The 14,809-nt window shown below is 65.6% G+C and carries 17 protein-coding genes; 6 read left to right on the top strand and 11 right to left on the bottom strand.

The window, feature by feature from the left end:
• The first annotated feature begins 8 nt into the window (after positions 1–8).
• On the top strand, positions 9–2,786 hold the full coding sequence (locus tag P1L41_RS13610; RefSeq protein WP_276296273.1) for an AAA domain-containing protein: 2,778 nt from the start codon (positions 9–11) through the stop codon (positions 2,784–2,786).
• Positions 2,787–2,964: 178 nt separating this feature from the next.
• Here the strand turns inward: P1L41_RS13610 and P1L41_RS13605 are convergent, their stop codons facing one another.
• From P1L41_RS13605 to P1L41_RS13575, 7 genes are all read right to left on the bottom strand, one after another.
• Positions 2,965–4,689, bottom strand: a complete 1,725-nt coding sequence (locus P1L41_RS13605) for a methyl-accepting chemotaxis protein (protein WP_276296272.1) — start codon at positions 4,687–4,689, stop codon at positions 2,965–2,967.
• 243 nt (positions 4,690–4,932) lie between these two features.
• The gene (trxA, locus tag P1L41_RS13600; RefSeq protein WP_276296271.1) at positions 4,933–5,340 is read right to left on the bottom strand and encodes a thioredoxin; all 408 of its coding nucleotides are present in this window, start codon (positions 5,338–5,340) and stop codon (positions 4,933–4,935) included.
• A gap of 61 nt (positions 5,341–5,401) precedes the next feature.
• The gene (locus P1L41_RS13595; protein ID WP_276296270.1) at positions 5,402–6,655 is read right to left on the bottom strand and encodes a M20 family metallopeptidase; all 1,254 of its coding nucleotides are present in this window, start codon (positions 6,653–6,655) and stop codon (positions 5,402–5,404) included.
• A gap of 4 nt (positions 6,656–6,659) precedes the next feature.
• Complete coding sequence (locus tag P1L41_RS13590) at positions 6,660–7,058, bottom strand: helix-turn-helix domain-containing protein (RefSeq protein WP_276296269.1); 399 nt, start codon at positions 7,056–7,058, stop codon at positions 6,660–6,662.
• A gap of 103 nt (positions 7,059–7,161) precedes the next feature.
• Positions 7,162–7,716 (bottom strand): class I SAM-dependent methyltransferase, encoded by a 555-nt coding sequence (locus P1L41_RS13585; protein ID WP_276296268.1) that lies wholly within the window; start codon positions 7,714–7,716, stop codon positions 7,162–7,164.
• 152 nt (positions 7,717–7,868) lie between these two features.
• Positions 7,869–8,333 (bottom strand): DUF6691 family protein, encoded by a 465-nt coding sequence (locus tag P1L41_RS13580; RefSeq protein ID WP_276296267.1) that lies wholly within the window; start codon positions 8,331–8,333, stop codon positions 7,869–7,871.
• On the bottom strand, positions 8,333–8,827 hold the full coding sequence (locus P1L41_RS13575; RefSeq protein WP_276296266.1) for a YeeE/YedE family protein: 495 nt from the start codon (positions 8,825–8,827) through the stop codon (positions 8,333–8,335). Before P1L41_RS13575 ends, P1L41_RS13580 begins: the two co-directional genes overlap by 1 nt.
• Before the next feature lie 257 nt (positions 8,828–9,084).
• Between P1L41_RS13575 and P1L41_RS13570 the strand changes: the two genes are divergently transcribed.
• Both P1L41_RS13570 and P1L41_RS13565 read left to right on the top strand, forming a co-directional pair.
• A complete protein-coding gene (locus P1L41_RS13570) occupies positions 9,085–9,342 on the top strand; it encodes a sulfurtransferase TusA family protein (RefSeq protein ID WP_276296265.1) in 258 nt (85 codons plus the stop codon).
• Between the two features lie 54 nt (positions 9,343–9,396).
• A complete protein-coding gene (locus P1L41_RS13565; RefSeq protein WP_276296264.1) occupies positions 9,397–9,972 on the top strand; it encodes a DsrE/DsrF/DrsH-like family protein in 576 nt (191 codons plus the stop codon).
• Between the two features lie 27 nt (positions 9,973–9,999).
• On the opposite strand, the gene P1L41_RS13560 is transcribed toward P1L41_RS13565, so the two are convergent.
• A complete protein-coding gene (locus P1L41_RS13560; RefSeq protein WP_276296263.1) occupies positions 10,000–10,128 on the bottom strand; it encodes a hypothetical protein in 129 nt (42 codons plus the stop codon).
• A 134-nt stretch (positions 10,129–10,262) separates the two neighbouring features.
• Here P1L41_RS13560 and P1L41_RS13555 point away from each other — a divergent pair, with 134 nt between their 5' ends.
• Both P1L41_RS13555 and P1L41_RS13550 read left to right on the top strand, forming a co-directional pair.
• On the top strand, positions 10,263–11,306 hold the full coding sequence (locus tag P1L41_RS13555; RefSeq protein WP_276296262.1) for a DHH family phosphoesterase: 1,044 nt from the start codon (positions 10,263–10,265) through the stop codon (positions 11,304–11,306).
• A gap of 107 nt (positions 11,307–11,413) precedes the next feature.
• Positions 11,414–11,638: a YgaP family membrane protein gene (locus P1L41_RS13550; RefSeq protein ID WP_276296261.1), complete on the top strand. Its 225-nt coding sequence runs from the start codon at positions 11,414–11,416 to the stop codon at positions 11,636–11,638.
• Between the two features lie 72 nt (positions 11,639–11,710).
• Here the strand turns inward: P1L41_RS13550 and P1L41_RS13545 are convergent, their stop codons facing one another.
• Positions 11,711–13,633 carry a beta-CASP ribonuclease aCPSF1 gene (locus tag P1L41_RS13545; protein ID WP_276296260.1) on the bottom strand — a complete coding sequence of 641 codons (1,923 nt, stop codon included), beginning with the start codon at positions 13,631–13,633 and terminating at the stop codon, positions 11,711–11,713.
• Between the two features lie 226 nt (positions 13,634–13,859).
• Between P1L41_RS13545 and P1L41_RS13540 the strand changes: the two genes are divergently transcribed.
• On the top strand, positions 13,860–14,030 hold the full coding sequence (locus P1L41_RS13540; protein WP_276296259.1) for a DUF5786 family protein: 171 nt from the start codon (positions 13,860–13,862) through the stop codon (positions 14,028–14,030).
• 46 nt (positions 14,031–14,076) lie between these two features.
• Here P1L41_RS13540 and P1L41_RS13535 read toward each other — a convergent pair whose 3' ends face one another.
• Positions 14,077–14,415: a glutaredoxin family protein gene (locus P1L41_RS13535; protein ID WP_276296258.1), complete on the bottom strand. Its 339-nt coding sequence runs from the start codon at positions 14,413–14,415 to the stop codon at positions 14,077–14,079.
• 105 nt (positions 14,416–14,520) lie between these two features.
• Positions 14,521–14,766 (bottom strand): BolA/IbaG family iron-sulfur metabolism protein, encoded by a 246-nt coding sequence (locus tag P1L41_RS13530; protein ID WP_276296257.1) that lies wholly within the window; start codon positions 14,764–14,766, stop codon positions 14,521–14,523.
• Between the last annotated feature and the right edge of the window lie 43 nt (positions 14,767–14,809).

Raw genomic sequence — 14,809 nt, 5'->3', positions numbered from 1 at the left:
GGGCGGTTGTGAGCGGGGCTGACAGTCTCAGAGGTGTCGTCGTCGACGTCGACGACCCCAAGACGGTCCAGACCGGCCACGGCGAGAGCGACCTGTGCGAGGTGACTGTGCGGCCCGAACGGGGCGCTGGCGAGCCGACGACGGTCACGCTGTGGGGGAAGTGGACCGAGACGGGCGCGGTCATCGAGCCGGGCATGGAACTCGCCGTCTACGACGCCGACGAGCGGGAGTACCAGGGCGAGACGCAGTACTCGGTCGGCAGCGGTGCGACCGTCGTCGTCGAACCGGACTTCCTGGTCGACGTGACCGACGTCCGGGCGTGGGTCCAGTGCCCGCGGATGTACTACCTACGGAAGCTCGACGGGGCCGACCTGGCCTACCCGCTGGTGAAAGGGACCGTCGTCCACGAGGTGTTCGGCGACCTCTTGCGGGGCCGGGACGTCGACGCGGCCATCGAAGCCCAGGTCCGTGACGCGGGGCTGGACATCGGCCTGCTCGGCCGCGAGGCCGACGAGGTGGCCGGCGACGTGCGGGACCACGCGAAAGCCATCGAGGGATGGCTGAACCAGGGCACCCTTACCGAAACTGACCAGTGGCGCTCCGAGATGACGCTCATCTCCGAGCGCTTCGGCATGAAGGGGCGGGCCGACGCCGTCCGCCGGGGGATGCCGGTCGAACTGAAGACCGGGAAGAACACGAAGCGCGAACCGCGCTTCCAGGACAAGATCCAGGCGACGGCCTACGCGCTGATGCTCGGGGAGCGCGAGGCAAACTCGCTGGAGGCCAGCGAGGTGATGGCCGGCGACGGTGGCTCACAGAGTCCTATCGAAGCGGCACCCAACACGGGAACGCTGCTCTACACCAAGAACGCGGCCGTCGACCGGAACGAGGAGAGCGGCGACCTCTCGCCGGCCAAGGAGTTCTCCATCGGGCCGGGACTGCTGAACTACGTGATTCGGACCCGGAACGCCATCGCCGCGATGGAACACGACACCGGCGTGCCGACGGGCTACGAGGCCAACGCGAAGTGCGAGTACTGCTTCGAGCAGGACACCTGTATGGCCGTCTCCGGCCGCCTCGACCAGGAGTCGAAGGCCGGGCAGGTCGGCGTCGCCATCCCCGAGGACGAACGCGAGTACTTCGAGCGGTTCTACGAGGCCATCGAGGCCGAACGCCGCGCGGTCCACCGCGAGTACGCGAAGCTCTGGGAGCAGACACCCGAGGAACGCGCCGACGACGACCGGGCGCTCGTGGACCTGGAACCCACCGGCCGCCGGGAACTCGACGGCGGCCGCTGGGAACTGCGCGCCAGGGGGACCGGCGCCGTCTCGAAGATACGCGAGGGGAACCTCGTGCTGGCGAGCGACGGCGACCCCATCACCGGGAACGCCGAACTCGCCCGCGTCGAACGAATCGGTGGCGGGGTGGCGGACGCCGAGGGCACCAGTGGTGACCGCGAGGCCGGCGAGGAGATCGTCGTCACCGCCGACGAACCGTTCGACCTGCGCCGCCTGGACGTCTACCCCTCGGAACTCACGACGAGTCGGCTCCAGAACGCGCTGCACGACGCGCTCCTGAAACAGTCCGCCGAGGCGAAAGACGTCCTGTTTGGCCGCCGCGACCCCGCGTTCGAGGACGTCGCCGAGACGTTCATCGACAACAACGCCGCCCAGGACGAGGCCGTCTCGCTGGCCGTCGGGGCCGAGGACCTCGCCCTGGTCCACGGCCCGCCCGGAACCGGCAAGACCTACACCCTCGCCCGGATGGTCCGGACATTGGTAGAACGAGGCGACCGGGTGCTCCTCTCGGCGTTCACCAACCGCGCCGTCGACAACGCTATCGAAGCCCTCGAAGAACAGGGATTCACCGACGTCGTCCGGGTCGGGACCGAGAGCGGCGTCCGGGAGGACATGCAGAAATACCGCCTGGAGACGAGCGGCGACCCCGGCGAGTGCGCTGCCACCCTCCAGAACGCGCAGGTCGTCGCGGCGACGACGGCGACCTGCGGGAGCACCGCGCTCCAGAGCCAGTCGTTCGACGTCGCCGTCGTCGACGAGGCCGGCCAGCTGACCGAACCGGGGACGCTGGCCGCGACGACGCTCGCCGACCGGTTCGTCCTCGTCGGCGACCACCAGCAGCTCCCGCCGGTCGTCCAGTCGGAAGACGAGACGCTCACCACGTCGCTGTTCGAGCGCCTCATCGAGGCCTATCCGGACGCTGGCGTGATGCTCGACAAGCAGTACCGGATGGCCCAGCACATCCAGGCGTTCGCCTCGCAGGAGTTCTACGACGGCGCGCTGCGCCCGGCGAACGGCGACGTGGCCGGCCAGCGAATCGACGACCTGGCGGGTGTCTCACTCGATTCACTCCCGTCGCATCTCCGTGACCGCGTCTCGTTTGTCGACCCCGACGGCACGCAGGTCGGCAACACGAATCCGACGGAGGCCGACGCCGTGGCCGACGTCGTCGCCGCCTACCGCGAGGCGGGCGTCCCGGCGGCCGATATCGGCGTCATCGCCCCCTACCGCGCCCAGGTCTCGGAGATATCCAGGCGGCTCACCGACGTCGCCGTCGACACCGTCGACCGGTTCCAGGGCTCCAGCAAGGAGGTTATCGTCGTCTCCTTTACCGCGACTGGTACGCTGGACGGGCCGCTGTTCGAGGACTACCGGCGCATCAACGTCGCGCTGACACGGGCGAAGAAGTCGCTCGTGCTCGTGGGCGACGCCGACGCGCTCTCGGGCGACCCCGTATACGGTCGGATGGTCGACTGGGCCTCCCGGTGAGGGCCGGCGCGCAGAGCCAAACAGGGTAGGTATCACCGATAGGCAGACCCAGTATGATGTGTGAGTATGGACGCACCAAAATTCGAGATGATCGGCGAGAAGGCGACGCTTGCGACCGAGGAACCCGGTCAGTGGCTGGCGAGCGACCAGGTCGTCGTCCTGGACGACTGGCAGTAACTCACTGGAAGTCGTCCGGCGAGAGCGTCTCCGGGCCGTCGGTCGGACTGTCTTCGGTCCCGTCGGCTGGCCGCTCGTCCGTAATCTCGCTCGACCGTTCCACGCCCCCGCCGGTCGAGGCTTGCACCTTCGCTACGCCCTCGACGTCGTCGACCCGCGCCGTCTCGTCTTTCGCGAGTCGGAACAGGTCCACGAGCTCGTGGAGGTCGTCGCTCACCCCGCTGAGGTACTGCGCCCGGTCCGCGACCTGGTCCATCGCCTGGGTCTGTTCGTCGACGCCGGCGGCGATCTCCTGGATGGAGGCACTGACCTCCTGGGCCATCGCGGCGGTGTCCTCGAAGACGGCGCTCACCTCTTCGGCGTCGTGGGCCTGCGAGTCGACGGCGTCGGTTATCTCCTCGACGCCGCGGTTGGTCGCCTGAATCTGCTCCCGGAGCGTCTCGATGGTCTCGACCGCGTCGTCGACCGAATCGGCGCCTGTGCTGACCTGACTGTTCGCGTCCTGGATGCTGGTCACGAGTTGTTCGGTCATCGTCTGGGCGTCGTCGATGATGTCGACGATCTCGTCGGCGGACTCCCGTGACTGGTCCGAGAGGCTCTTGACCTCGTTCGCGACGACGGCGAACCCGCTGCCGGCATCACCGGCGCGGGCGGCCTCGATGTTGGCGTTCAGCGCGAGGATGTTCGTCTGGTCCGCGATGTCGCTTATCATCTCGACGATCTCACCCACCTCGTGCATGTGTGCCTCGAGCTGGTCCATCTCCTCGGCGACCTCCGACGAGGCCTCCATCGCGTCCCGGATCTCCGTCAGCGCCTGTCGGATGTCGGTGACGCCGGACTCGGTGAGTTCACTGGCCTCGTCAGAGCGGGTGCGAATCTCCTCTGCCGTCGCGGTGATCTCCTCGATGGAGGCCGAGAGGTCGTCGACAGTCTGGTTTGCCTTCTCCGTGTCGCTCGCGAGCTGTTCGGCGCTCGTGGCCATCTCGTCCGTCGAGGCGTCTATCTGCTGGATGGACGCCGTCACCTCTTCGCTCGACGCGCTCAGCGTGTCGCTGGTGCCGGCGACGGACTCCGTCTGCTCCGTGAGTGTCTCGAGGACCTCCGAGAAGCTGTCGACGACGTGGTTCACGTCGTCGTTCATCGCCGAGAACTCCTCGTAGACGGTCTGCAGCTCCTCGTAGTCGGCCGTGGGTGGTTCGACTGTCGGGTCGATGGTGAGGTCGCCGTCCGCGAGCTTGCTCAGGTTCTCGCTGAGGTCGTCCAGCAGCCCGACCTGGTACTCCTCGAGTGCTTGTGTCCGTTCACGTCGCTCGATTCGATTCTGAATCTCGCGGTCGATCTCGACGGCACCGACGCACTCCCCGTCCTCGAACACCGGCGTCACCGTCCGGCTGACGGGCACTGTCTGTCCCCCGACGACGAACTCCTCCTCGCGGTCCTGTATCTCTGCACCGCTCGAGACGGCTTGCTCGGCCACCGGACTCACCGAACTCCCGTCGTCGAGGAGCGCTTCCGGCGTTCGACCGGTCGCCTCGTTCTCCGTGACGGCGAACAGGTCTCTCGCCTCGTCGTTGAGGCGCCTGATCTGCCCGTCCGTATCGGTGACGAGTGTCGGGAAGCCCAGCCCGTCCAGTACGGAGATCGAGTCGGTCGCCGTCGATTCGATCGTCGAACTATCCACTTCGGCGTCGGTGTCGCCAGGGCCGTCGCCAGCACGCCTACTCATAAAGAACCCCATGTGTGTACAGATTTTGAGGGTGATGGTAACTGTTGCTGTCAGATTCTCAGTCGTGATAGCCCCTTTCGTTGGGGCTGCTGCCGTGAGAATGCCGGGATTTCAGGCCAAGGCTGCGGATGGCTCTGTCGAACCAATCAGTATCACCGACTTTCACTGCCGCAAGGATTCGACGGTCACTCGGTCGCTGCTGGTCTCTCTACGGGGCCTCGCGGAACCTCGCCGGCCATCACCTCACTGGTAGCGCTGGATGAGCGAGAGCAGTGCGTCTTTGCCCTTGACTCCGACCACCTGTTCGACCTGTTCGCCGTCGGCGAACAACACTAGCGTCGGGACCCCGCGGACCCCGTACTGGGCGGCGAGCTGCTGGTTGGCGTCGACGTCCACCTTGGCGACGGTCACGTCGGTCTCCGCCGCGATCTCGGCGACGGTCGGTTCTAGCATCTTGCACGGCCCACACCAGTCCGCATAGAAGTCCGTGAGGACGATATCGTAGGAAGCAACCGCATCTGCCAGCTCGTCGCTGGAGCCGATGTGAATCGGCTCAGATGGTATTGCCGACTCAGATTCACTGTTGCTGTCGTTCTGGAGTTCCTGTCGTTTCCGCTCGCGAATATCGTCGAGAGTCTCTTCGTTACTCATCGACTGTTCGTTGGTGACCGACGCTCTTAATTGTTTTGTGTATATCGAGCAATACTCTCCGTCAGTCGAGCGTCGTCGCGAACGCCGACGGTAATCGGGTGTACACGGAGGCGTTCCGAGCGACGGCGTCTCCCGTCGTGTACTCGTCGACGGCGTGCACGGTGTCGGTGCCGATGCCGAACTCGACGGTGGGGATACCCGCGTTCCGGAACGTCTTCGCGTCGCCGCCGCCGGTGGCACTCCGCCGGTAGATCCGCTCGCCGGTCACCGCACTCGCCGTCTCGGCGACGGCGGCCGGCAGTGGGCTGTCTATCGGCTCGTAGGTGCCGACGCTCCAGTCGACGTCGTCGATGGAGATGCCTTCACACCCGTCGACGCACTCACGGATGCGGGCCAGCAGGTCGCTTGTCTCGACGCCGGCGGTCACCCGGATATCGAGCCGCGCGGTCGCCCGCGTCGGGACGCTGTTGATGCTGTCGCCGCCCTCGATGACCCCCAGGTTCACCGTCGGCGTCTCGAACAGGGCGGTGGCCGTCTCCGTGTCCATCGTGCCCTCGTAGTAGGCCACGGACTCATCGACGATGGGCGCGAGTTCGGGCGGCAGGGTCAGTGACTCACTTCCGAACTCGGCTCGAATCCGGTCGACTGCGGCGTACAGCCGGTCGATGGCGTTGTCGCCGAGCACCGGTCGCGACCCGTGTGCGCCGCGTCCCGTCGCCGACAGCGTCAGCCAGATACTCCCGCGGTCGGCCACCGTCACCGCGTAGCGGTCGCTATCACAGGTCGTCTCGCCGATGACACAGCCGTCGGCCCGCAGGTCGCGCTGATCGAGGACCGCTTCGAGCCCCGCGGCCCCGCCGGTCTCCTCGTCGCTGACCAGGAGGAACTGCAGGGTCAGCGGCGGCGTGGTATCCGTCTCGACGAACGCCGCCGCGGTCGCTATCATCGCGGCCACCTGCCCCTTCATGTCTGTCGCACCCCGGCCGTAGATGCGGTCGCCGTCCCGTTCGCCCAGCGGGTCCCGTGACCACTCGCTCTCGGTGTAGGGGACGGTGTCGAGGTGGCCGTTGTACAGCAGGGTGGCGTCGCGCTCGCCCGGAAGCGTCGCCAGGACGTTCGGCTTCGCCGGGTCGACGGTCAGGCGCTCCGTCGACAGGCCGAGCGCCTCGAAGCGGTCCTCGACGAGCGATGCGAGGGCTGCGGTCTCTCCCGGTGGGTTCTGCGTATCGACTGCGAGGAGGTCGAGCGTCGTCTCGATGAGCGACTCCCGGTGGGCGTCGAGATACGCCTGGACCGCGTCCGAGCCGCCGGTCACGGGCTTACTGCTCGGGGGCGACCTGCTGTGGCTGGTCGTACTTGCCGCGGAACTCCTGGATGAGCTGGCCCATCTTCGCGTACCAGTCGTTGAGCATCCGCTGCATGTTGTCGGCCATCTTGTCGGGGTCCGCCGGGAGGTAGACGTGGTAGTAGCCGCCCTGGTCGTAGTTGACCTGTTCTTTCTGGATGAACCCGGTCTGGAGCAGGCGCTGGACCGCCCGGTAGGCCGTCGACCGCTCGCGGTCGACCTCCTCGGCGATCTCGTCGACCGTCAGCGGCTCCGACGCCGATGCGAGCACGGCGAAGATCTGCCTGTCGAGCGCTTTCAGCCCGTGGAAACACTCCAGAAGCCCTTCACACTCCATGTCCTGCTGGAGGTATTCGCTCAGTGAGTCTGGCATTATAGGCTAGCCTACGGGCGAGGCGAGCATAAGTGTGTGGATTCTCTACACTACTGCTCGGCCGTGAAAAGACGGCCCAGTGAGCCCCGCTACCCGAAGGTGCTCACGCGACGGCGACGACGAGTAGCGTGTCGGGTCGCTCCTGTGCGACGGGCACGTCGAACCCGGCGGCCGCGAACATGTCGGCGGCCTCGTCGGCGCCGTACCGCTCGTCGAGCGGCGGCCCCTCGTCGCCAGTCCCGTTGGCCGTCCAGTCGACGATGACAGCTCGGCCGCCGTCCGTGAGGACGCGGTGGAGCTCCGCGAGCGAGTCGGGTGTCGCGAACTCGTGGAAGGTCATCGTCGAGAAGACGGCGTCCAGATGGTCGTCGTCGAACGGCAGCGACGCGACGTCGCTGGTGACCAGTTCGACGTTCGACGGGACGCCGTTCTCCCGGTACAACTCCTGCATCTCCGGCTGGACGTCGACGGCGTACATCGTCCCGACGAACGGCGCCACCTCGTCCGTGTAGAACCCCGTCCCGCTCCCCAGGTCGGCGACCACGGCGTCCCGGTCGACCGCGAGGTGGCCGACGAGTTCGTCCCGCGAACAGAAGCGGAAGCGTGACACGTCCTCGAGCATCTGTGCCCGGTCGGGGTCGAAGGTGTGAAATCCCACGTCAGTGCCCCTCCACGTCGGTTCGTCCCTCGGCGGTGATTGCGCGGACAGTACTGTCCCGTCGCTCGGTGGGTCGGTCGATTGGCATAGGCGTGGTATCCGCCCGACGTACAGAAGTCTTGTCCCCTCCGCGTGTGGTTCCCTGTGGAGGTTCAGTCGGCGGTGACCGAGCCTGCGTCCCCAGGTGCCCGGAGCGCTCGCCAGTACCCCTGAGCGTACGCGCCGACGAACATCCCGGCCATCGCCCAGAGAATCTGGTAGTTGCCGACGCCGATACTGGCGTAGCCGGCGCCCGGACAGATACCGGAGAGACCCCAGCCGACGCCGAAGACGACGCCGCCGACGGCGACGTTCCGGTCCATCGACTTGACACGGCGAGTGTAGGACTTCCCGGTGAGCGGAGCCCGGTCACCGAACGTCGTCGCACCCCAGAAGGTCAGGCCTGCCGTGATGGAGGCGACCCCCATCACGAGCAACAGGCCGAAATCCTCGAGCTGGAGGAAGTCGAGGACGACCTCGGGTCGGGCCATCCCGCTGTATGCCAGGCCGAAGCCTTCGATGAGTCCGCCGGCGACGATGAGCAACGTGAAGTACGGACCGCGGCCACCGTCGCTCATCAGGGCGTCACCCCCATCGCTGCGACACCGAGTGCGACGACGATGGCCGTCCCGACGAACAGCGCGACGTTGACTAGCGAGGTCCGGGAGACGGACCCGACGCCACAGACGCCGTGGCCCGCGGTACAGCCCTTCCCGATTCGCGTCCCTATTCCGACGAGGACACCGCCGCCCAGGAGACGCCACCACTGCACTTCGGTGACGAAGATGGACGGGTCGAAGATGGCTTTGTAGGCGACGGCGCCGAGAATGATGCTCGCGGTGAACAGGACGCGCCAGTCACGGGACTCGACGAACCGCGGGATGTTGAACCGCGGGAGTTTCGAGACGTAGGAGAGCGACGTCTCGAGGAACGTGCTGTTCCCGGCGATGATGCCGGTGCCCAGGTAGATGACGCTGATCCCGAACCCGACGAAGAACCCGCCGATGAGATACTGGGCGACGCCGTTCGGGAACAGCTCCGGTGCGAACGCGAGCTGTGCGAGCGCCGTCATCTGTGTCGCTGCACCTCCGACTTGGCAGCCGGCTCCTGTCTCGCGTGGTCGACTGAATCCGTTGAAACTGTCTCGTACATCTGGACGAGTCTTGTACACTCTTCAAAATAAGACTTTGGATGTACTCGGACAAAACCCGAAAAACGGACTAATAAGCCGTTTCTCATAGGTAACTGGACATCTATATTGGAACTACTAAACAAGACTATCGCAGGGTTTTTACGATCCGGGGCAATACTACCGGGCGAGGAATGACGATGAATTCAGATATCGACGTCACCGAAACGCTGGACGTGCGCGGCGAGAACTGCCCGATGCCGGTCATCAAGACCAAGCAAGCCGTCGACGGTATCGCCGAGGGCGAGACCCTCGAGGTGCTGGCGACGGACCCAGGCAGCATGAGCGACATCGGCGGCTGGGCCGAGTCGACAGCGAACGTGGAACTGGTCGACCAGCAGGAGAGCGACGAGGCCGGCGAGACGGTGTTCCGACACTTCGTCGCCAGGGTGGCATGATGACGGCGCGCCGTTCGCTGACCGTGTGCGGTCGCTGGGAGGGTGAGCACTGAGATGAGTACCGACGACGCGTCCGCGAGCGACCCCACGCCGGACGTCGCCCGGCTCGAGGCGAGAGTCGAGGAGCTGGAGTCGGAGCTCGCGGCGGTCAGAGACGACCTCGCGGACGACCAACAGAAGATGGTCATCATCGCCACGAAAGGGACCCTCGATATGGCCTACCCGCCGCTCATCCTCGCGAGCACGGCGGCCGCCTTCGGCTACGACGTGACCGTCTTCCACACGTTCTGGGGGCTCGAGATACTCCACGAGGAGCACTCCTCGGACCTCCAGCTGAGCGCCGTCGGCAACCCCAACATGCCGATGCCAAACGCCATCGCGGCGCTGCCCGGGATGGACGCGATGACCTCGCGTATGATGCGAAAGCGAATCGCGGATAACGACGTCGCCAGCGTCGAGGAGCTCATCCAGATGTCGCTGGACACCGGGGTCGACCTGCAGGCCTGTCAGATGACCATCGACCTGCTCGAATACGACGAGGACGACTTCTACGACGGCGTCACCGTCGGCGTCGGCGCGGCCACCGCCTTCCAGGAGATGGTCGACGCTGACATCCAGCTGCTGGTCTGAGGGCGTTCCCGTCCCGACCTGCCATCGTCAGAACGCGCTCGCGAAGTGCATGATGTCGACGACGATGACGAACAGCACGACCAGCAGCAAGACGAGGATGACGACCTTCAGATACCACGGGAGCGACGTATCCTTGCCCGCAGGCTCGTTGCTCATACACACCGTTCGTTCGCCAGGCCCGAGAAACTTCGGCTTCGCGGCGTGAGCGTCGTCAGTCGAGGAGGCAGCCGTTCAGGGAGCCAGCGCTGTCCGGGGAGAGTATTTCAGGCTGCCGATACAACCGACGTACGATGAGCGACGTTCAGGCCCTGCAGTCGATACTCCTCGACGCCGACGAGATAACCATCGTCTGCCACAACAACCCGGACCCGGACTGTCTGGCGAGCGCGCTCGCGCTCGGCCGCATCGCGGCGACGGCGGGCATCGACGAGCGCCGTATCCTCTACAGCGGGGACATCTCACACCAACAGAACCGCGCGTTCGTCAACCTCCTCGAGGTCGACCTCCAACCGTTCGACCCGGACCTCGTCACCGATCGCCCCGCCGGGTCGCTGCTGGCCTTCGTCGACCACTCTGTGCCTGGCGAGAACAACAACGTCCCGCCGGGCACGCTCGTCGACATCGTCATCGACCACCATCCGGCGGAGGACGTCAGCGGCCGGTACGTCGACCACCGCGAGGAGATCGGCGCGACAGCCACCATCCTGACGACCTACCTCGAATCCCTCGAAGTCGACCTCAGCAGCACACTCGCGACGGCGCTCCTCTTCGCCATCCGCCAGGAGACGCTCGGCTTCCTCCGCGGGACCACCCCGGCGGAGTACGAAGCGGCGAGCTTCCTCCAGGAGTACGTCGACGACCAGCTGCTGCGCCAGCTCTCCTCGCCGGCTGTCAGCGGGGCGACGGTCGACGCCATCGCCGACGCTATCGAGAACCGCGTCGTCCGCGGCTCGGTGCTCCTCTCCCACGTCGGGCGGACCAGAGAACGTGACGCACTCCCGCAGGCGGCCGACTACCTGGCGACGCTGGAGGGCGTCGACACCGCAATCGTCTTCGGTATCATCGACGACAGTATCCAGTTCAGTGGCCGTTCGACGGACCCCCGAATCCACATCGGTAACGTCCTCAACGAAGCGTTCGACGACGTGGGGAGTGCCGGGGGACACCGGGAGATGGCCGGCGGACAGATTTCGCTCGGGCTTTTCGCCGACTACACCAACGACGACACACAGCTGGTCGATATGGTCGAACAGATCGTCAGCGCCCGGCTCCTGGCGGCGCTCAACCTCGACGAGTCCGGAGAAGACCGGCAGAGCGAGACGACAGAGGAGTGAGCCGACGGATTTCGCTCGGTGAACGACCGAACGGAGTTCCCGAGTACTGAGAACACGGCGATATATTCATAGTAGTGGGGTGACTATACACTGATGTAGAAATACCCATGGAGAAGAACGTCGGTGGACTCGACAGAATTGCTCGCCTCGTGCTCGGACCCGCACTCCTCCTCGTCGGTGTGGCCGCCCTCGCCGGCCTCTTTACCCTCGCGGCCGGGACGACGGGGCTTGTTGTCGCTGGACTCCTGTTGGTCGTCGGCGCGGTGCTGACGGTGACCGCGCTCACGCAGAAGTGCCCGCTGAACTCGCTTATCGGGTTGGACACGTACTGACCAGTCAGGGTCTGACCAACCGCCGCAGCCGACTCGACCGCGTCTGCGGCCGTGCTCGAACGTCAGTGCCGCTCAGACGAACCGGAACGTCTCCAGGTTCTTCGGGTTGAACGTCCGCATGTTGAACTTCTGGTAGAGCGCCGACGACAGCTGGTTCGTCGAGGATTCGTCGCCGTGGACACAGAGGACCTTCTCCGGACGGGGGTGCATCGTCTCGACGAACGTCTCTAAGCCCTGTCGGTCGGCGTGACCGGAGAACCCGTCGACCGTCTCGACGCCCATCTTCAGGCTGACGCGCTCGGCGCGCGGGCCGCTGCCGTCCGAGAGCGATATCTCGTCCTGGCCGCGCTGAATCTGTCGCCCGAGGGTCCCCTCGGCCTGGTAACCGACGAACACCATCGTGTTGTCCGGGTCGCCACCGAGCAGGCGGAGCCACGACATGACCGGCCCACCCGTGACCATCCCGGAGGTGGTGAGGATGATGGCCGGTTCCTCGTCGACGATGTCCTGGCGCATCTCCTCGCCGCCGTCGACCTGCGCGAACTGCTCGGCGAGGAACGGGTTCTCGTCCTCGTAGAGGATTCGCTGGCGGAGGTTCCCGCGGAGGTACTCGGGATAGGCCGTGTGGATGGCCGTCGCCTCGCGTATCATCCCGTCGAGGTAGACGGGCATCGTCGGGATGTCCCCCTTCCGCATCGCCTCTTCGAGAACGAGCATCAGTTCCTGGGAACGCCCGACTGCGAAGGCGGGGATGAGTATCTTCCCCTCCTTCTCGTGGGCCTCGTTGATGACCCGCTTGAGGACGCGCTCGGAGTCCTCCTGGTCGGTCTGGTAGTCGTTCTTGCCGCCGTAGGTGGATTCGAGTACGAGCGTCTCCACGCGCGGGAAGTCGTTGACTGCGCCGTCGAGCAGCCGGGTGTCCTTGTAGTGGATGTCGCCGGAGAAGGCGACGTTGTACCGGCCCTCGCCGATGTGGAAGTGACACACCGCCGAGCCCAGGATGTGGCCGGCGTTGTGCATCGTCAGCTTCACGTCGGGCGCGATGTCGGTGACGTTGCCGAACTCCAGGGGAATGGTGTGTTTCAACGCGTCCCGGACCTGCTGGCTCTCGTACGGAGGGGTGCGTCCCTCTTTGGCGGCGACGTCGAGGTAGTCCAGCTGGAGGAGTCCCATCAGGTCGCGCGTGGGCGCCGTGGTGTAGATGGGGCCGTCGTAGCCGTACTTGAACAGGATGGGGATGAGCGCCGAGTGGTCGAGGTGGGCGTGGGTCAGGACGACGGCGTCGATGGAGTTCGGGCCCGCCGCGAGCGCTTCGGGCACCTGGAGGTAGGGGACCTCGCCCTGGGCGCCGGGCTTGTCACCACAGTCGATGAGGATGCGCGATTCGGGCGTCGAGAGAATGAACGAGGCGCGGCCGACCTCCCGACAGCAGCCGAGCGTCGTCAGACGGACCCAGTCGTCGTCGGCCGTCGTCGGCCGGTTGATCTGCCGGCCGACCCGTTCCAAGATGTCACGGCGCTCGTCGCGCTCCTGTTTCAGGAAGTTCCGGACGTTCGAGACCGTCGAGGACTCCATGGGCGGCGTCCGGACGACTTCGGGGGTCCAGCCGACGCTGGCGGCGATCTGGTCCAGCGTCTCGCCGTGGCGACCGATGACCCGACCCGGTTTCTCCGCCTCGATGAACACCTCGCCGGTCTGGGTGTCGAAATCGAGGTTCTGGACGCCCGCGTCCTCGGGGATAATCTCCTCGATTCGCGGCTGGGCCTCCTTGGGCGGGACCAGCGCGTCCTGGGTGGGACGGACGTTGATTCGCTTCCGGAGGGCCTGGGCCAGATTCCGGACGATGCCGTCACGGTTCGCCACCGTCTGGGCGTCCGGCGTGTAGATGACCAGTTCCGGCCCCTCGAACGTCACCGACTCGATGGTGATGTCGCTCGGGGTCTCCGATTCGACCTGTGCTTTGATCTCCGCCAATGTCTCGTCTGCAGTACTCATGTATACGGGAAACCTATCCGTTGAAGACCACATCGCCGTCGCAAGAACAACGGCTACCGGGTATCGTTGTATACCGAAAGACCGAGCAGAAACAAGAACCTTTGCTTCCCGGAGTACTGGGAACGTCGCTCCGTATCGGTCCGGCGCTCGCAGCGCGACTCGGTACCACACGCCGAAGGCGAGCACTATCGGACGTTTTTTGCCACTGGTCGACCTACTTCCGTACATGGGTTTTGGAAGCTACGACGAGTCTGAGCAGCAAGACCAGAACGTAGATACCGACGACAGCGACGGCGTGGCCGTCCACGAGAACGACCACGACGGCGACGTGTCGTTCGAGACCGACGCCTCGACGTCGGACCTCGTCGACAAGCTCGGCGAGATGAAAGACGACTGAACGGCGTCAGTCTTCTCCCACCTTCGGTTCTCGCGTGTTTCTTGGCTTACGCGCCGAGTGTCGACTCCAGCTCGCCGCGCTCGTCGAGCTGTTCTAGGATGTCGCTCCCGCCGACGAACTCCCCGTCGACGAACGTCTGTGGAATCGTCTCGCGGTTGCTGTGTTCCGAGAGTGCGGCCCGGAACGCGTCTGTCGCCTGCAGGACGTCCACGGTCTCGACGTCTTCGCAGTACTGTTTGATGAGGCCGAGCGCCTTCCGTGAGTAGCCACACTGGGGCAGCAACTCGGTCCCTTTCATGAACAGGACGACGTCGTTGTTCGCGATGGTCTCGTCGACTTTCTGTGTGACCTCTTCGTCAGACAGCGTCTCCGGTTCGAAGGACATGTCTCTCCGTAGTGCCACCAGGCGTAAATCAGTGCCGCTGCCGCCAGGTCGCGTTCGAGGAGGCTCTGCCACTGGCGCCCGAGCGTTGGCCCGGTCCCTCGCCGCTCAGTTCGAGGCTTCTTCCGGCGTGGCCGTCGTCAGCTCGATGGCGTGGATGTCGCGAGTCAGATGCTCGCCCAGCGCGTCGTGGACGAGCTGGTGTTGGTCGACGAGTGTCTTGCCCTCGAATGCCGGCGATACGACCGAGATGGCGTAGTGCTTGTCGTCGTCGGGGTCCCGCGGCGTCGTGACAGTCGCCTGGGCGTCGGTGATCTCCTGTTCGATGAGGGCCGCGACTTCGTCAGCGTTCATACCGGCAGGAAAGCGGGGAACGGGCAAAACCCTTGGCCTCTCG

This window comes from Haloarcula ordinaria, from assembly GCF_029338275.1.
Classification (GTDB): Archaea; Halobacteriota; Halobacteria; order Halobacteriales; family Haloarculaceae; genus Haloarcula; species Haloarcula ordinaria.
Note: the sequence above shows the minus strand (reverse complement) of the source record. Positions and strands in the feature narration are given on the sequence as shown.